This window comes from Saccharopolyspora sp. NPDC045839, from assembly GCF_056431645.1.
This window is the reverse complement of the sequence record NZ_JBWKKH010000011.1, coordinates 139,316-155,589: the sequence shown is the minus strand read 5'-3', so window position 1 is coordinate 155,589 and position 16,274 is coordinate 139,316. Positions and strand designations below refer to the sequence as shown.

Below are 16,274 nucleotides of genomic sequence, written 5' to 3'. Positions count from 1 at the left end.
CGGCGATCCGGGGCCGAAGCACACGGCCTCGGGCCCGGATCCCATGACCGGTCCGGGAAAAGTGGGTTTCCGGTGACGTCGCGGAGACGCCCTAGAACCCGGGTTTCGGAGGATTGCCGGAAGCTGCGCCGAGTTCGGCGCGCGGAGAGCCGGAATGCGGTGATTCGAAGGCAGAACGCAGGTCTGCTCGCCCGATTGTCACAACCATCTCAGAACACCTTGCTGCGATGTGGTGTGACTCCCACCTTTCTCGCGTCATCGGACCCGAGGAAAGCTGATCGGCGAGGCTACGTCCACGATGGGAGGTGCCCACGGTGAGATGTCGACGCGGAGCCTAGCACGACGCGCCCCCGGGCCGGGCCGAGCTGTCGTGACCGCGGTTTCAATTGAGCGTTTTTCATCCTGGTCGGCCCGTAGCCGCGGGTCGCAAAGCCGCATGTCGGTGGGGTGTCGCATGCGCCGCAGGCGCATAGCCCACCTACGACACTGGCACCGCCGCGGGTTCTCAGCGTTCGCCTGGCCAGGACGGCCCCTCCGCCGTGTATTGGCATACATCAGGAGGGGCACCCACAGACCAGGCGGGCGCTGTAACTCCCGCAGGGGGGCCGCCACCCGCACCGCCACCCAAAACGAGGCTGGAAAAACCTCATTGAAACTGCGGGGAACCCGTCACGACAGGAAGCCGCGCAGCAGCGACGCGGTGCCCTCCAGGTGCTCGGCCATGGCCCGCCTCGCGGCCTCCGGATCGCCGTCGAGGATGGCCCGCACGACCTCCTCGTGCTGCTCGTTGGAGTGCACGATGTTGCGCTCCAGCAAGGGAATCGCGTCGAGCAGCTCGTTGAGGCGCATCCGCACGTCGGCGACCGCCGAGGTCAGCGACGCCGAGCCGGACAGCTCGGCGATCGCCAGGTGCAGCCGCGAATCCATCCGCCGGTAGTTGTGCAGTTCCGCGGTGCCCGCGTCGGACAGCCGCGACACCAGGTGGGCGCGCTCGGCCTCGCCGAGGTCCCGGGCCGCCGCCTGCTCGGCCGCGCCCACCTCGAGCACGTGCCGGTGGGTGAGGGCGTCGTGCAGGTCGACACCCATCTCCCGGGCGATCCGGCGCGGCCCCTTGCGACTGGGTCGCGGCGGTTCGACGTTGACGAACGTGCCGCCGTAGCGGCCGCGCCGGGACTCGACGTACCCGGACTCCTGCAACGCCCGGATCGCCTCCCGCAGCGTCACCCGGCTGACGTTGAGCCGGGCGGCCAGCTCCCGCTCCGCGGGCAGCCGCTCCCCCGGCGCCACCACGCCGAGCCGGATCGCCTGCAGCAGGCGCTCCACGGTCTCCTCGAACGCGTTGCCGGTGCGCACCGCTCGGAACAGCGCCTCGCTCGCCCGGCTGTGCAGCACCAACGGCTCGTTCTGGCTGCTCACGTCACTCCCCCCGGCCTGTCCTGCCGCGATTCCAACGGGAATCAACGCACCGATTCCCATTGAACCCCGTCAACGTCGCCCCGGCGCTGTGGGGTCGTGAGCGGTTCTTGCGGTTCACATCTCACAGGGGCGTGACGTACGCGCCGGAGATGCCGCCGTCCACCAGGAACTGCGAGGCCGTGATGAACGACGCGTCGTCGCTGGCCAGGAAGGCGACCGCGGCGGCGATCTCGGTCGGCTCGGCGAAGCGCCCCATCGGGACGTGCACCAGACGCCGCTGGGCGCGCTCGGGGTCCTTGGCGAACAGCTCCTGCAGCAGCGGCGTGTTCACCGGCCCCGGGCACAGCGCGTTGACCCGGATGCCCTCCCGCGCGAACTGCACGCCGAGCTCGCGGGACATCGCCAGCACGCCGCCCTTGCTCGCGGTGTAGGAGATCTGCGAGGTCGCCGCGCCCATCACCGCCACGAACGACGCGGTGTTGATGATCGAGCCCCGCCCCTGCCGCCGCATGTACGGCAGGACGTGCTTGCAGCACAGGTACACCGAGGTGAGGTTGACCTCCTGCACCTTCCGCCACGCCTCGATGCCGGTGTCCAGGATGGAGTCGTCGTCCGGCGGGGAGATGCCGGCGTTGTTGAAGGCGATGTCGACGGAGCCGAACTCCGCGTCGGCGGTGGCGAACAGCCGCTCGACGGCTTCGCCGTCGGTGACGTCGGTCTGCACGAACAGCCCACCGACCTCGTCCGCGGCGCGCTTGCCCGTGTCCGGGTCGACGTCGGCGATGACGACCTTGGCCCCCTCGGCGGCGAACCGGCGGGCGGTGGCCAGCCCGATCCCGCTGGCGCCGCCGGTGATGACGGCGACGCGGTCCTGCAAACGTTCCGGCATTTGCTCACTCCCTGGTTCTCGCGGGACACCGGCCGGACGCATGAACTCACACGTCCTCCGAAGTCGGGATGAAGACGTTCTTGGTCTCGGTGAACGCGTCGACCGCGTCCGGCCCGAGCTCGCGGCCGAGCCCGGACTGCTTGAACCCTCCGAACGGCGTGTTGTAGCGCACGGAGGAGTGCGAGTTGACCGAGAGGTTCCCGGCCTCGACCGCGCGCGACACCCGCAACGCGCGCGCCACGTCGCGGGTCCAGATCGATCCGGACAAGCCGTACGCGGTGTCGTTGGCGATGCGCACCGCGTCGGCCTCGTCCTCGAAGGGCACCACCGCGACGACCGGCCCGAAGATCTCCTCGGCGAACGCCGGATCCGCCGGATCGGGCGTGAGAACCGTTGGCGGGAACCAGAATCCACTGCCCTCCGGCGCTTCGCCCTGGAACGCCACCGGCGCGCCGTCGGGGACGTAGCCGGCGACCTTGGCGCGGTGCGCGGCCGAGATCAGCGGCCCCATCTCGGTCTTCTCGTCGGCCGGGTCGCCGACGACCACACCGCGCACCGCCGGTTCCAGCAGCTCCATGAACCGGTCGTAGACGTTGCGCTGCACGAGAATCCGCGACCGCGCGCAGCAGTCCTGCCCGGCGTTGTCGAAGGCGCCGTAGGGCGCCGTCGCCGCCGCGCGCTCCAGGTCCGCGTCGGCGAAGACGATGTTGGCGCTCTTGCCGCCCAGCTCCAGCGTCACGCGCTTGACCTGGCTCGCGCACCCGGCCATGATCCGCCGGCCCACCGCGGTCGAGCCGGTGAAGACCACCTTGCGCACGTCGGGGTGGGTGACGAACCGCTCCCCGACGACCGCGCCCCGGCCGGGCAGGACCTGCAGCAGCCCTTCCGGAAGTCCCGCCTGAAGCGCGAGTTCGCCGATCCGGACCGCGGTGAGCGGCGTGAGTTCGGCGGGCTTGAGCACCACCGCGTTGCCGGCGGCCAGGGCCGGGGCGAACCCCCACGCGGCGATGGGCATCGGGAAGTTCCACGGCACGATCACGCCGACCACGCCCAGCGGCTCCTGGAACGTGATGTTCACGCCGCCGGCAACCGGGATCTGGCGGCCGAAGAGCCGGTCCGGTGCGGCGGCGTAGTACTCCAGCACGTCCCGCACGTTGGCCGCCTCGCCACGCGCATTCCCGATGGTGTGCCCGGAATTGCGCACTTCCAGCCGCGCCAGGTCCTCGATGCCGGCATCCACCGCCGCGGCGAACCGGCGCAGCAGCCGTCCCCGTTCCGCCGGGGCGAGGGCCTGCCAGGACCGCTGCGCGCGGACCGCCCGCGCGATGGCGGCGTCGGTCTCGTCGACGGAGCACAGCTGCACGGTGGTCACGACCTGCTCGGTCGCCGGGTTGATCACGTCATGCGCGGTGGTCACCGCGTACCTCCTTCGCCGCCGCGGCAAGCGCCACGAACAGCCGATCGTCGGCTGCGTCTTCTTCCGGATGCCACTGGACGCCGAGCGCGAACCGCGCGCCGGCCAGCTCAACCGCCTCGACGGTGCCGTCGCCGGCCCGCCCGGTGATGTCGAGGCGCGGGGCGACCTCGGCGATGGCCTGGTGGTGGTAGCAGGGCACCTCGACGTGCTCGCCGAGGACCTCCGCGATCCGGCTGCCCGGGCTCAGCTCCACCTTCGTGCTGCCGAAGACCGCCGGCTCCGGCTGGTGGTCCCGGTGCTCGACGAGGTCCGGGAGGTGTTGGTGCAGGGTTCCGCCGAGCGCGACGTTCATGATCTGCGCGCCCCGGCAGACACCGAGCACCGGCAGGTCGCGGCCGAGCGCGGCGCGCAGCAGCCGGATCTCCCAGCCGTCCCGGGGCGGCCGGGTCGGGCCGAGCTCGGCGTGCGGCCGCCCGCCGTAGCGCGCCGGGTCGATGTCCGCGCCGCCGGCGAGCACCAGACCGTCCACAGCGGACAGATCGGGCTCGCCCGGGAGGACCGGCAGCAGCACCGGGAATCCACCGCCGCGGTGCACCGCGTCGACGTAGGTCGTGGGCAGCAGGGCCGCTTCGCGGTGCCAGACCCCCCAGCTCGCCGCTTCGACATAGGTGCTGATGCCGATGATCGGCCGGTCAGAGGCGTTCGAACCCACGGATCCGCTCCCAGTCGGTGATCGCCGCGTCGAAGGCGGCCAGTTCCACCCGGGCCGCGTTGACGTAGTGGTCGACGACGTCCTGGCCGAACGCCTCGACCGCGACCTTGCTCCCGGCCAGCAGCCCGGCGGCCTCGCGCAGCGTCGTCGGGACCGTGGGTTTGCCGGAGGCGTAGGCATTGCCCGAGAGCATCGGTTCCAGCGGCAGTTCTTCGGAGATACCGTGCAGCCCGGCCGCCAGGATCGCCGCCACCGCGAGGTACGGGTTGACGTCGCCGCCCGGCACCCGGTTCTCCACGCGCAGGCTGTCGCCGTGGCCGACCACCCGCAGCGCGCAAGTGCGGTTGTCCCGGCCCCACGCGATGGTGGTGGGCGCGAAGCTGCCGGCCGCGAAGCGCTTGTAGGAGTTGATGTTCGGCGCGAGGAAGTAGGTCAGCTCCGGCAGGCAGGCCAGCTGGCCCGCGATGAAGTGCTCCATGACCGGGGAGAACCCGTGCTCCCCGGCGCCGGGCATCGCCGGGCCGGCGTCGTCGCGCAGGCTCGCGTGGATGTGGCAGGAGTTGCCCTCGCGGGCGTCGTACTTGGCCATGAAGGTGAGGCTCACGCCCTCCGCGGCGGCTATCTCCTTGGCGCCGTTCTTGTAGAGCGTGTGGTTGTCGCAGCTGGTCAGCGCGTCGGAGTAGCGGATGGCGATCTCGTGCTGGCCCAGGTTGCACTCGCCCTTGGCCGACTCCACGTACAGCCCGGCCCCGGTCATGTCGTTGCGGATCCGCCGCAGCAGTCCCTCGATCCGGCTGGTCCCGGCGATGGAGTAGTCCACGTTGTACTGGTTGGCCGGGGACAACTCGTGGTAGCGCTTGTCCCACGCCTGTTCGTAGGTGTCGCGGAAGACCAGGAACTCCAGCTCCGTTCCGACGTGCGCGGTGAACCCGAGCCCGGCGAGCCGGTCGAGCTGCCCGCGCAGCACCTGCCGCGGCGACGGGGCGACCGGCTCACCGGAATGCCACTGCACGTCGCAGAGCACCAGGGCGGTCGCTTCCTGCCACGGGATCCGGCGCAGGGTTGCGAGGTCCGGGCTCAACACGAAGTCGCCGTAGCCGGTCTCCCACGAGGTCATCGCATAGCCGTCCACAGTGGTCATATCGACGTCGACGGCGAGCAGGTAGTTGCACGCCTCGGTGCCGTGGGCGAGCACCTCGTCGAGGAAGTAGCGGGCCGAGCACCGCTTGCCCTGCAACCTGCCCTGCATGTCGGTCAGCGCGACGACGACCGTGTCCACCTCGCCGGAGGCGACCAGCTCGCGCAGTCGTCCGACGGTCAGCTGCTCGTTGGGCGACACCGGTGGCTCCCTTCGGCCGAACCAGCGGCCATGCATTGGTATGGGACCAGACCTTTGAACGCGAGCCAATGGAAGCAGCCGCCGACTCCGAGTGTCAACACCCGTTCGGCTGCTCGTATGGAATCGGCGTCGAGTTCCGGCCACGGGTATTGACATCGCCCGGAGGCGGCAGCACGCTGCCCAACTAATCAATGGGCCACGGTCATACCAATCTCGGGAGAGGACCCCGCCATGACCGAGAAGCGGCGGCAGGTGGACTACGAACGAGTCGGCAGCGACTACCTGGACAAGCGCCGGCTCCGGCAGGGCGCGGCGGGCTGGGTCCTGCTCGCCGGGCTCGGGGTCTCGTACGTGATCTCCGGCGACTTCGCCGGGTGGAACTTCGGGCTGGCCGAGGGCGGCTGGGGCGGGCTGCTCCTGGCGACGGTGCTGATGGCGACCATGTACACCTGCATGGTGTTCGGGCTGGCCGAGATGGCCTCGGCGCTGCCGGTGGCCGGGGCCGGGTACGGCTTCGCCCGCCGCGCCCTCGGCCCGCTCGGCGGCTTCGCCACCGGCACCGCGATCCTCATCGAGTACGCCATCGCGCCGGCCGCCATCGCGGTGTTCATCGGCGGCTACGTGGAATCGCTGGGCCTGTTCGGGCTGACCAGCAGCTGGCCGGTGTACCTGGCGTGCTTCGCCGTCTTCGTCGGCATCCACCTCTACGGCGTGGGCGAGGCGCTGCGGCTGATGTTCGGCATCACCGCCGTGGCCGTGGTCGCCCTGATCGCCTTCGTGATCGGAATGATCCCGCAGTTCTCGGCGGCGAAGCTGTTCGACATCGCACCGGTGGACGCCGCGGGCGCCAGCGCGTTCCTGCCGTTCGGCTACGCCGGGGTGCTCGCCTCGCTGGTGTACGGCATCTGGTTCTTCCTCGCCGTGGAAGGGGTTCCGCTGGCCGCGGAGGAAGCCCGCGACCCGCGCAAGGACATGCCGCGCGGGATCATCGCGGCGATCGCGGTGCTGCTGGTGTTCGCCGCGGCCATCCTGGTGGTCGCGCCGGGCGGGGCCGGGTCAGCGGCCATCGCCGACGCCGACAACCCGCTGCCCGCGGCCGTGCGCGCCGCCACCGGCGGCGACAACGCGCTCGCCGAGATCGTCAACTACGTGGGCCTGGCCGGGCTGGTGGCGAGCTTCTTCTCCATCATCTACGCCGCGTCCCGGCAGCTGTTCGCGCTGTCCCGCGCGGGGTACCTGCCGCGCCGGCTGTCGGTGACCGGCAAGCGCCGCACCCCGTACCTGGCGCTGGTGGCGCCGGGCACCGTCGGCTTCGTGCTGGCCGCGGCCACCCGCGACGGGGCGCTGCTGATCAACATCGCGGTGTTCGGCGCGACGATCTCCTACGTGCTGCTGAACCTCTCGCACATCGTCCTGCGCTTCCGCGAACCGGGCTTGGAGCGCCCGTACCGGACCCCCGGCGGAATCGTGACGACCTCGGTCGCGCTGGTGCTGGCGATCGCGGCGGTGATCGCGACGTTCATCGTGGACATGGTCGCGGCGGCCATCATGGCCCTGATCTTCCTGGCGGCGCTGGCCTACTTCTGGTTCTACAGCCGCCACCACCTGATCGCCAACGCCCCCGAGGAGGAGTTCGCCGCTCTCCGAGCCGCCGAATCCGAGCTGTCGTGACCCCGGTTCAATTGGGTTTTTCCAACCTCTGTGCGGAATGCCTGTGCCTCTGGGTCGTGAGTGGTCATGGCTGCTATGACGACCACAGACACTCACGACACCTGCGCATTCGGGCCCCTGACCTGACGTCGCAGATCAGGATGAAAAACGCTCAATGAAACCGCGGTCAGTCGTGGTCGCCGTCGACGTAGAACCAGGCCCCGTCCTCCCGGACGAAGCGGCTGTCCTCGGTCAGCACTCCCGCTCGTCCGCCCAGGCGGTAGTGGGCCTCGAACCGGACCGTGCCCTCCGCGTCGAACGGCCCGCCGCCGGTGCGGTCGAGGATTTCGAGGCGGACCCAGCGCTGGTCGGGATCGAGGCTCAGCGAATCCGGCCGGGTCGAGGGGTGCCACGAGGCCAGCAGGTAGGCCGTGTCACCGACCGCGAACGCGCTGAACCGCGAGCGCATGAGCTGCTCGGCCGTGGCCGCGCGGCGCTCGCCGGCGTGCAGGCGGGCGCAGCACTCGGCGAACGGTTCGCCGAGGCCGCAGGGGCATCGCTTGGGGGTGCTCACCCCGACAGCTTCTCATCGCCGGCGCGCTCGGAATCAGTGGGCGTTTCACAACGAGGCGCGGGCACGCGTAGGACGCCGTTTTCGCGCGAAACCGGCGCTCCGCGTGAGGGCGGGACGCCGGTTTCGCGCGAAAACGCCACCCCGCCGGGCACCGGATGCCTTCGGATGACCTGGCCCGGAGTCCTTCCGGAACGACGACTTGGAGCGGTCGTGGGCGCGGAAGCCGGTTCCGCCCCCACGGCCCCCGGTCAGCTCTCGCGGCACTGCGACGCGGTGCCGTTGCCGGGCGGGACGTCGAGCGTCGGGTTCCGGTCGAAGAAGCCGACCGGCTTGAGGGTGAAGCCGCAGAGGTCCACCGGCATCACCGGCCAGTCCTCCGCGCGCGGGAAGTGCGTCAGGCCGAAGGTGTGCCACAGCACGATGTCCTCGCCGTCGATGCCGCGGTCCTCCGCCGTGAACGCCGGGATGCCCGCGCCGCCGTGGCTCTGGTTCACCCACTCCCCCGCCGGGTACCGCTCGTCCGCCGCGTACCGGGTGACCCACAGGTGCTTGGTCGCGAACTCGGCGCGCTTCGCGATCGATGAACCGGGATCCGCCAGCAGCACCGGATGGCCCTGCGGGTGCAGCGCGTACCCGACCGGCTGGCCGAGCCGGTTGGTGCGCTCGGTGTTGACCACGTGCCAGGCCCGCCCGCTGGCCGGGTCGGCCTCCCGTCCGGCGTCGCTCTCCTGCGTCAGCCGGGTGACGCTGCGGGTGAAGGCATTGCCGTGCGGGTTCTCCGCGCTGATCGGCTCGCGCTTCGCCTGCACCTCGTCGACGGCGTTGCTGGTGCCGTCGACCATCATGTCCAGCCGCGCGCTGAACAGGTGCTGGTGGAACGGCGCGCCGAGGCCGGGGGCGAGCTCGCTGGCCCAGCGCGAGCCCTCCGCCGGGTAGGACGAGGTGAACACGATGCCGGTGGCCTTGACCTCCAGCTGGATGGTGCCGTCCAGGTAGAGGTACCAGTAGAAGCCGTAGTCGTAGTTGCCGACGCTGGAGAAGAAGGAGATCACCAGCCGCCGCTGCCGCCGGGTCTCGGCCGATCCGGTGAACACGTCGGTGTGCTTCCACAGCACGCCGAAGTCCTCCTCGTGCATGCACACCGCGTTGCGCAGCGTCCGGGGCGCGCCGTCCTCCTGCGCCACCACCGCGTCGAAGTAGTGGATCTCGCCGAGGCAGTCGCAGCCGAGGGCGAGCTCGTTGGCGAGCTTGCCCAGCGAGTACTCGCCGGAGTCGAAGTAGTTCTGCCAGAACCGCGCCGGGGCCGGATCGCCGTAGTTGACCAGCATCTCGGCGACCGAGGCGCGGTAGATCACCGGCCGCTCCCGGTCGCCGTCGCGGAACGACAGCTGGTGCAGCACCAGGCCTTCGCGCGGGTCGAAACCGACGCGGAAGCGCCAGTTCTCCCAGCGCACCTCGTGGCCGTCGACGGCGAAGCTCGGGCCGTCGGGCTGGGTGATCTCGATCGGCTTCAGCGTCTCGCGCTGCGGGCCGAACAGCTCCTGGTCGGCGTAGTTGCCGCTCTCCGCCGGGACCGGCAGGTGGCGGTCGTCGACGACTTCCAGCACGCGCTGCTCGATGACGTCGACGTAGGCCACCAGCCCGTCCACCGGATGCGCCCACGGCAGTTCGTCCGGGTCGTTCTGCACGAACGCCAGAGCGCGCAGCATCCGCCGTCCGCTCTCCTCCGCGGCGCCGAACCAGCCGGCGGACAGCGGGCAGACCCGCACCTTGTCGACGTCTTCGATGCCGCGGTCGCGGATCGCCTGCCGCCACGTCTCGTCGGCGCGCACGATCTTCTCGACCAGCTCGTACTCGGTCAGCATCACCGGCGGCTGGCCGTGCTCGACCGGGTCGACGGTGTGCCTCGCCACCACCCGATCGCCGGTCAGCGACACCACGGTGGTGGTCAGCTCACCCGTTTTCGTGTCGAGCAGCACCGAACGCACCTGGCGGTCGGAATCGCCGCCCGCCAGCACCACGGCCTTCGCCGGTTCCTCCAGCTGCACCAGGGGAAACCGGGTCGATTCGCGCAGGAGTCCCGCGCCCAGCAGGATCTCGCGGTTGCGCACGATCTCGTCGGAGCTCAACGGTTCCAGCGGATGCTTCGTCATCGCCTGCCCTCTCCAGTCTCGGTCGCCCCGGATCGCCCCAGATTCCCTTGGAACAGGGCGGTTCGTCCAGCGGATCACCCGATCACCGGATCGTCGCAACCGTGCCGTCCGGCTCAGCGCGCGTCGTAGCGAAGCCGGTTCGCCGCGATCTCGGTGCGATGGTCGATCGCCCACTCGCCGAGCGCGAGCGCCGGGCAGAGCAGCGAGTCGCCGAGCTCGGTCAGCGCGTAGTCGACGCGCGGCGGCACGCTCGCGTGCACGGATCGGCTGACCAGGCCGTCGCGTTCCAGCTTGCGGAGCGTCAGGGTGAGCATCCGTTGCGAGATGCCGCGAACGGCGCGGTGCAGTTCGCCGAAGCGGAGCGACCCGTCCCGGAGCTGCCCGACGACCAGCAGGCTCCACTTGTCCCCGACCAGCGCCAGGATTCCCAGCACCTCCTGGCAGGCCGCTGCTTCCGCGGCATCGGCGCGGGTCAATGGTTACCTCCGTGTGCGTCACCGACAGGAATGTGCCGTCTTGTGCCAACCCCGTTGGTACCAAATGATGTGGCTACGCACAAAGCGTAAGCATTGGAAAGTTCAGACGTTTCCACTGGCAACGGGCCTGCGGTGACGCGGAAAGGGCAGCTGGTGCACAAGAATCTGGTGGTCGTCGGGGCCGGGCCGGGGCTCGGGATGGGCGTCGCCCGGGCGTTCGGCAGGCGCGGGTTCCGGGTCGGGCTGATCGCGCGGAACGCGGCGCGGCTCGCCGAATCCGTCCGGGAGCTGGAGAGCAGCGGCATCACGGCGACCGCGCATCCGGCGGATGTGCGGGACCGGGACGCGCTGACCGGCGCGCTCGACGAAGCGCAGCGCGCGCTCGGGCCGATCGACGTGCTCGAATACAGCCCCGGCCCGCAGGCACCGATCACCTCGGCCGCCGAGACCGATCCCGATGCCGCGAGCGCGCAGTTCGAGCTGTGCGCGCTGGGCGCGGTCACCGCCGTCAGCCACGTGCTCCCCGGCATGGTGGCGCGCGGCCGCGGATCGCTGCTGCTGACCACCGGGGTGTCGTCACTGGTTCCCGCGCCGTTCCTGGGCAACGTGGGGCTGGCGATGGCGGGTCTGCGGAACTGGGCGCACGCACTGCACATCGAGCTCGCCCCGAAGGGGGTCCACGCCGCGGCGGTCACGATCGCCACCGCAGTCACCGCCGAAAACGCCGCCGAGGTGGGCGAACACTACTTCGGGCTGTACGAATCCCCGGAACGGGCCGAGGAAATCATCGGCGACGTCGCGGCTTTCGAATCGCTCGTCAGGGGCAACGCCGCGCCGCGCCCGTAGCCGGGCGCGGCGCGGGTGCGCTACTGCTGGGGCTGGTGATCGGCTGGCGGTGACGTCTCGGAGTGCGCGGTGCCGTCCTGCGAGGTCCCGTCGTGCCCGGACACGTCGAGGACCGTCGCGGTCAGGAGCTTGTCCAGGCCGAGCGGATGGGAACCTTCCGCCGCGGCGGCGGTTCCGGTCGCTGCAAGCGCGGCCAGCCCGCAGAGCAGCGTGGTGATGAGTGGACGACGCATCGAAAACCTCCCGGTGAGTGGGAATTGCCGGGAGAACGCCATCACAACTCGATCATCTCCGCCGGGTGCATCACCGAGCCGGGGCACCGGTTCCCGAGTTCGGGGGACGGCGCGGTCCGCATTGAGGTCTTTCCAACCTCGTTTTGGGTGGCGGAACTTCGGAGGCGGTCTGGACTCCGGGATCCCCGGCCTCGTCTGGGGTGCGGGGCGCCGGGTGCCTCCGGGACGAGCCACGCGGAGCCATTCCGAAACGACCACTTGGAGAGCAGTGGCCCGGTCGCCGGGGGATGTGTGACCGGGCCACCACGAGGTGGGTACCTGGGGTGTCAGGTGTCCACCCGTTCCTCCTCCCGCGATTCCGCGGCCTGCGCACCGCGCCGCGGAATCACCCGGGATTCGTCGGCCGGAGGACCCGCCGACGGCGACGAACGCACTGCTGCACGGGGAGTTCGTCTCCGCGGTCGAGAGCCGAGTGATGCCATGTTGCCGCGCCACCACCGCACTGTCGCCGTTGCGTACATAAGGAAACTTTTGTCACTTTTGTAACCGGGAGAAGTGGCCGATTCTCCGCGGAACCGGCCACGGCTCGCGATCAGGGCACGAGCACGACCCGGCCGAGCTGGCCGCGGGCTTCCATGAGCTCGTGCGCCCCTGCGGCGTCGGCCAGCGGCAGCGCGGCGTGGACGACCGGGCGGACCCTGCCGTCGGCGACGAGGTCGAGCAGCACCTTCGCCCCGGCCGCCAGCACGTCGGGCTTGTGGCGCATCAGGCCCCACATGCCGAAGCCCAGCACGGTCTTGTTGCCGAAGAGCTCCGCCATGTCGAGGGCGGGCACCTCACCGCCGGCGGCGCCGTAGAACACGAGCCGGCCGAACTCACCGATCAACGGCACGCTCCGGCGCAGCACGTCGCCGCCCACCGTCTCCAGGACGACGTCCACGCCCTTGCCGCCGGTGGCCGCCAGGATCCGCTCGTCCCAGTCGTCGTCGCGGTAGTCGAAGGCGAGGTCGGCGCCCAGCGACCGGGCGAAGTCGAGCTTCGCCGGGCCGCCTGCGGTGGCGATCACCGTCCCCGCCCCGAGCGCCTTGGCCAGCTGCACCAGCAGGTGCCCGATGCCGCCGGCCGCCGCGTTGACCAGCACGCTCTCCCCCGGCTGGAGCCGGGCCGCCGTGGCGATCACGTGGTAGGCGGTCTGGCCGGGGATCGGCAGCGCGGTGGCCTGACCGGCGTCGATGCCGGCCGGGACCGCGAACAGCCAGTCGGCGCGCGCGAGGACGTGGTCGGCGTAGGCGTCGGCACCGACGCCCGTGGCGACGCGATCATCGATGCCGACGGCCGTCACCCCGTCGCCGACGGCCTCGACGATTCCCACGACGTCACCGCCGGGCGAACCGGGCAGTTCCGCCGGCCCGCCCATCGGAATTCCCCTGCGCCGCTGGCATTCGGCGAAGTTGACGCCGATCGCCTCGGCGCGGATGAGGACCTCGCCCGCGGCCGGGCGAGGCTTTTCCACCTCCTCGATGCGGAGCACGGACGGCGCCCCGTGTTCGTAGTGGCGGACTATGCGCATTCGGTTCTCCACGTCGGAAAGTTCGATCGAGCCGCGCGGCTCCGCCCGGATCTTCCGGGTTACATATGCATGATGTCATGCACATATTTGACATTAGACACATGCATGCCGGTGCGTCAATCGCTTAAGGTGCTCACGTGGCACGTGGAGACGAACCGGACGAGCTGCTGGACGCGGTCGGCCCGGCCTTCTCGCGGCTCCGGCGCACTGTGTTGCTGGACGTCGAGAACCCGGTCTCGCGCAAGGACCTGACGCGAACCCTGGTCCTCGGCGTGGTGGCCGATGAGACCGGCGGGGAGATCACCGTCGGCGTCGTCGCGGAACGCCTCGCGGTCGACCCCTCGGTGGCGAGCCGGATGGTCTCCGACTGCATCTCCGCCGGGCACCTCGTCCGCGCCGCCTCCCAGCTCGACGGCAGGCGGACGATCCTCCGGCTCAGCCCGGACGGCGCCGAGCTGCTGGACCGATTCCGGCGGCAGCAGCGCGAAGCGTACGAGCACATCACCCGGGACTGGCCCGAGCGGGAACGGCTGGAATTCGCCCGCCTGCTGCTGAAGTACGTCGGCGCGACCGAAGCGCTCCGCGAGCGCCGCGCCCGGTGATCACACCCTGAGATCGATCGCTGACCTGCGGCGATGGCGGGGTGCCGGGCGTTCGCCGGACCCGAGCGGTTAACGTTCGGGCCGGCGGCGGAGGAGGCGGGCGCGGTGTTGCGGGTGCAGGGATCGTTGTCTCGGCAGTTGCTCGGGTGGCAGCTGCTGATCATCGTTTTGCTGCTCGCCTCGATCGCGGTGTTCTCCGTCGCGCAGACCGACTCCGCGTTCCGGGCCACCGAGGGCCGCAAGATGCTGTCGGTCGCCGAAGACCTCGCCGCCACCTCCGGGGTGCGCGTCAGCCTCGAGGACCCCTACAAGCGCGACACGCTGCCGATCTTCGCCGAGAGCACCCGCAACCTCTCCGGCGCCGACTACGTGATCATCACCGACCGGCGCGGCATCGTGCTCACCTCGCCCGATCCCGGGCAGCGCGGGCAGCTGCTGCCGAAGTCCGAGACCGCGCTGGGCGGCCGCTCGTGGGTCGGCGAGATCGAGCTGGACGGCGCTGATTCGCTGGTCGCCCAAGTGCCGGTGATCTCCGAGGACGCGCGCGTCCTCGGCGTCGTCGCGGCCGGCCGCAATCCCCCGGACCTGCTGCAGGGATTGCGCCAGGCGCCGGAGAACCCGCTGACCCTGCTGGCCTTCGCCACCGTGCTCGGCATCGCCGGATCGGTGCTGCTCGCCCGGCGGGTGAAACGGCAGACGCTCGGCCTGGAACCGCAGGAGATCACCCGGCTCGTCGAGCACCGCGAGGCCCTGCTGCACGGCGTTCGCGAAGGCGTGCTGGGCGTCGACGAGCAGAACCGCATCACGCTGGTCAACGACCAGGCGCGCCGCCTGCTGTCGCTGCCGGCGAACTGCGTGGGCAGCGACATCGACTCGCTGGACCTCAACGACCGCGCCCGCGACGTGCTCACCGGCCGCACCGACGGCGTGGACCAGATCGTGCTGCGGCGCGGCAAGGTCGTGGTGCTCAACCGGATGCCGATCTCGTCGGTCGGCGCCGTGGTGACCATGCGCGACCGCACCGAACTCGTGGACCTGCAACGAGAACTCGCGGTGCACCGGGACACCACCGACACCCTGCGCGCCCAGGCGCACGAGTTCAGCAACCGGCTGCACATCATCTCCGGGCTGGTCGAGCTGGGCGAGTACGAGGAGCTGCAGCGCTACGTGCACCGCATCAGCCACACCCACGAGCAGTGGCACGCCGAGGTCACCGCGCGGGTCCACGACCCGGCCACCGCCGCGCTGCTGATCGCCAAGGCCAGCCTCGCCGCCGAACGCGGCGTCGGCCTGCGCCTGAACGAGGGCAGCTACCTGCCGGAGGTCGACGAAGAGCTGTCCGCCGACCTCGTCACGGTGCTGGGCAACCTGATCGACAACGCGCTCGACGCCCTCGAAGCCGGCCCGGCCGACGCGGACCGGTGGATCGAGATCGACCTGCGCTGCACCGACGAAGTCACCGCGGTGGTGCGGGACTCCGGGCCCGGGGTGGCCGCCGAGATCGTCGAAGAGGTGTTCCGGCACGGCTTCACGACCAAGGCCGCGCGCGGCGGCGAACGAGGCCTGGGGCTGGCGTTGACGAGGCAGATCTGTCATCGTCGCGGCGGTTCGGTGCAGGTGCACAACGCGCACGGCGCGGTGTTCACCGCGCGGCTGCCGCTGGAAGGGCCGGGATCGTGATCAAGGTGTTGGTGGTGGACGACGACTTCATGGTCGCGAAGATCCACAGTGGATACGTGGCCCGCGTCGACGGGTTCGAGATCGCCGGGGTGGCGCACACCGGTGCGGACGCGATCCGCGCCGTCGACGAACTGCGCCCGGAACTCGTGCTGCTGGACATCTACCTGCCCGACATGGACGGCCTCTCGGTGCTGCGGGAGCTGCGCGCGAGCACCACTCGCCCGTCGGCGGACCCCGACGTCATCGTGATCACCGCGGCCCGCGACCTGGACACCGTGCGCGGCGCGATCCGCGGCGGGGCGCTGCACTACCTGATCAAGCCGTTCAGCTACGAGGCGCTGCGCGACCAGCTGGAGAACTTCCGCGCCCTGCACCAGAAGCTCAGCGGACTGCCCGGCGACTCCCCCGCCGCGCAGCAGGACGTCGACCAGATCTTCGGCACCCGGACCCACCGAGCGGCGCCGCCGAAGGGGCTGGCCACCGAGACGGCGCAGATCGTCGAGCGCATCCTGCGCGAGACGACCGCGACCGACGGCGACGTGTCGGCGGCGGAATGCGCGGACGCCGCAGGCGTTTCCCGCGTGAGCGCGCGAAAGTACCTGGAGCACTTCGTCACCTCGGGCCGCGCCGAGGTCCGCCTCCGCTACGGCGGTACCGGCCGCCCGGAACGCCGCTACCACTGGACCCGCTGACCGCCCGACACGCCGACAACACCAA

Annotated in this window: 15 protein-coding genes; 5 read left to right on the top strand and 10 right to left on the bottom strand. The window is 70.7% G+C overall.

Annotated features, from left to right (window positions below; translation table 11 throughout):
- Positions 1–669: 669 nt before the first annotated feature.
- From AC07EQ_RS18115 to AC07EQ_RS18095, 5 genes are all read right to left on the bottom strand, one after another.
- A complete protein-coding gene (locus AC07EQ_RS18115; RefSeq protein ID WP_132494732.1) occupies positions 670–1,416 on the bottom strand; it encodes a FadR/GntR family transcriptional regulator in 747 nt (248 codons plus the stop codon).
- A 121-nt stretch (positions 1,417–1,537) separates the two neighbouring features.
- Complete coding sequence (locus tag AC07EQ_RS18110) at positions 1,538–2,305, bottom strand: 3-oxoacyl-ACP reductase (protein WP_478389060.1); 768 nt, start codon at positions 2,303–2,305, stop codon at positions 1,538–1,540.
- A 46-nt stretch (positions 2,306–2,351) separates the two neighbouring features.
- Positions 2,352–3,722, bottom strand: a complete 1,371-nt coding sequence (locus AC07EQ_RS18105) for an aldehyde dehydrogenase family protein (RefSeq protein WP_478389059.1) — start codon at positions 3,720–3,722, stop codon at positions 2,352–2,354.
- Positions 3,706–4,434 carry a gamma-glutamyl-gamma-aminobutyrate hydrolase family protein gene (locus AC07EQ_RS18100; protein ID WP_478389058.1) on the bottom strand — a complete coding sequence of 243 codons (729 nt, stop codon included), beginning with the start codon at positions 4,432–4,434 and terminating at the stop codon, positions 3,706–3,708. Before AC07EQ_RS18100 ends, AC07EQ_RS18105 begins: the two co-directional genes overlap by 17 nt.
- Positions 4,415–5,773, bottom strand: a complete 1,359-nt coding sequence (locus AC07EQ_RS18095) for a glutamine synthetase family protein (RefSeq protein WP_478389057.1) — start codon at positions 5,771–5,773, stop codon at positions 4,415–4,417. Before AC07EQ_RS18095 ends, AC07EQ_RS18100 begins: the two co-directional genes overlap by 20 nt.
- A gap of 231 nt (positions 5,774–6,004) precedes the next feature.
- Between AC07EQ_RS18095 and eat the strand changes: the two genes are divergently transcribed.
- On the top strand, positions 6,005–7,444 hold the full coding sequence (eat, locus tag AC07EQ_RS18090) for an ethanolamine permease (RefSeq protein ID WP_478389056.1): 1,440 nt from the start codon (positions 6,005–6,007) through the stop codon (positions 7,442–7,444).
- A 166-nt stretch (positions 7,445–7,610) separates the two neighbouring features.
- On the opposite strand, the gene AC07EQ_RS18085 is transcribed toward eat, so the two are convergent.
- From AC07EQ_RS18085 to AC07EQ_RS18075, 3 genes are all read right to left on the bottom strand, one after another.
- Entirely contained in the window at positions 7,611–7,997 is a 387-nt protein-coding gene (locus AC07EQ_RS18085; RefSeq protein WP_358572664.1) for a YchJ family protein, read from the bottom strand.
- Between the two features lie 248 nt (positions 7,998–8,245).
- Positions 8,246–10,150, bottom strand: coding sequence for a primary-amine oxidase (locus AC07EQ_RS18080; RefSeq protein ID WP_478389055.1), 1,905 nt, complete (start codon positions 10,148–10,150; stop codon positions 8,246–8,248).
- 113 nt (positions 10,151–10,263) lie between these two features.
- Complete coding sequence (locus AC07EQ_RS18075) at positions 10,264–10,626, bottom strand: winged helix-turn-helix transcriptional regulator (protein ID WP_478389054.1); 363 nt, start codon at positions 10,624–10,626, stop codon at positions 10,264–10,266.
- 153 nt (positions 10,627–10,779) lie between these two features.
- Here AC07EQ_RS18075 and AC07EQ_RS18070 point away from each other — a divergent pair, with 153 nt between their 5' ends.
- The gene (locus AC07EQ_RS18070; RefSeq protein ID WP_478389053.1) at positions 10,780–11,472 is read left to right on the top strand and encodes an SDR family NAD(P)-dependent oxidoreductase; all 693 of its coding nucleotides are present in this window, start codon (positions 10,780–10,782) and stop codon (positions 11,470–11,472) included.
- 20 nt (positions 11,473–11,492) lie between these two features.
- Here AC07EQ_RS18070 and AC07EQ_RS18065 read toward each other — a convergent pair whose 3' ends face one another.
- Together AC07EQ_RS18065 and AC07EQ_RS18060 are read right to left on the bottom strand one after the other, a co-directional pair.
- Entirely contained in the window at positions 11,493–11,705 is a 213-nt protein-coding gene (locus AC07EQ_RS18065; RefSeq protein WP_478389052.1) for a hypothetical protein, read from the bottom strand.
- A gap of 592 nt (positions 11,706–12,297) precedes the next feature.
- On the bottom strand, positions 12,298–13,275 hold the full coding sequence (locus AC07EQ_RS18060) for a quinone oxidoreductase family protein (RefSeq protein ID WP_478389051.1): 978 nt from the start codon (positions 13,273–13,275) through the stop codon (positions 12,298–12,300).
- Positions 13,276–13,412: 137 nt separating this feature from the next.
- Between AC07EQ_RS18060 and AC07EQ_RS18055 the strand changes: the two genes are divergently transcribed.
- From AC07EQ_RS18055 to AC07EQ_RS18045, 3 genes are all read left to right on the top strand, one after another.
- On the top strand, positions 13,413–13,877 hold the full coding sequence (locus AC07EQ_RS18055) for a MarR family winged helix-turn-helix transcriptional regulator (protein ID WP_478389050.1): 465 nt from the start codon (positions 13,413–13,415) through the stop codon (positions 13,875–13,877).
- 105 nt (positions 13,878–13,982) lie between these two features.
- A complete protein-coding gene (locus AC07EQ_RS18050; protein ID WP_478389049.1) occupies positions 13,983–15,557 on the top strand; it encodes a sensor histidine kinase in 1,575 nt (524 codons plus the stop codon).
- Complete coding sequence (locus AC07EQ_RS18045; protein ID WP_478389048.1) at positions 15,554–16,249, top strand: response regulator; 696 nt, start codon at positions 15,554–15,556, stop codon at positions 16,247–16,249. Before AC07EQ_RS18050 ends, AC07EQ_RS18045 begins: the two co-directional genes overlap by 4 nt.
- The last annotated feature ends 25 nt before the right edge of the window (positions 16,250–16,274 follow it).

Bases quoted from the DNA above. Each gene is read 5' to 3' on its own strand.
- AC07EQ_RS18110 (WP_478389060.1), bottom strand. From the start codon at position 2,305: ATGCCGGAACGTTTGCAGGACCGCGTCGCCGTCATCACCGGCGGCGCC.
- eat (WP_478389056.1), top strand. From the start codon at position 6,005: ATGACCGAGAAGCGGCGGCAGGTGGACTACGAACGAGTCGGCAGCGAC.
- AC07EQ_RS18080 (WP_478389055.1), bottom strand. From the start codon at position 10,150: ATGACGAAGCATCCGCTGGAACCGTTGAGCTCCGACGAGATCGTGCGC.
- AC07EQ_RS18065 (WP_478389052.1), bottom strand. From the start codon at position 11,705: ATGCGTCGTCCACTCATCACCACGCTGCTCTGCGGGCTGGCCGCGCTT.
- AC07EQ_RS18060 (WP_478389051.1), bottom strand. From the start codon at position 13,275: ATGCGCATAGTCCGCCACTACGAACACGGGGCGCCGTCCGTGCTCCGC.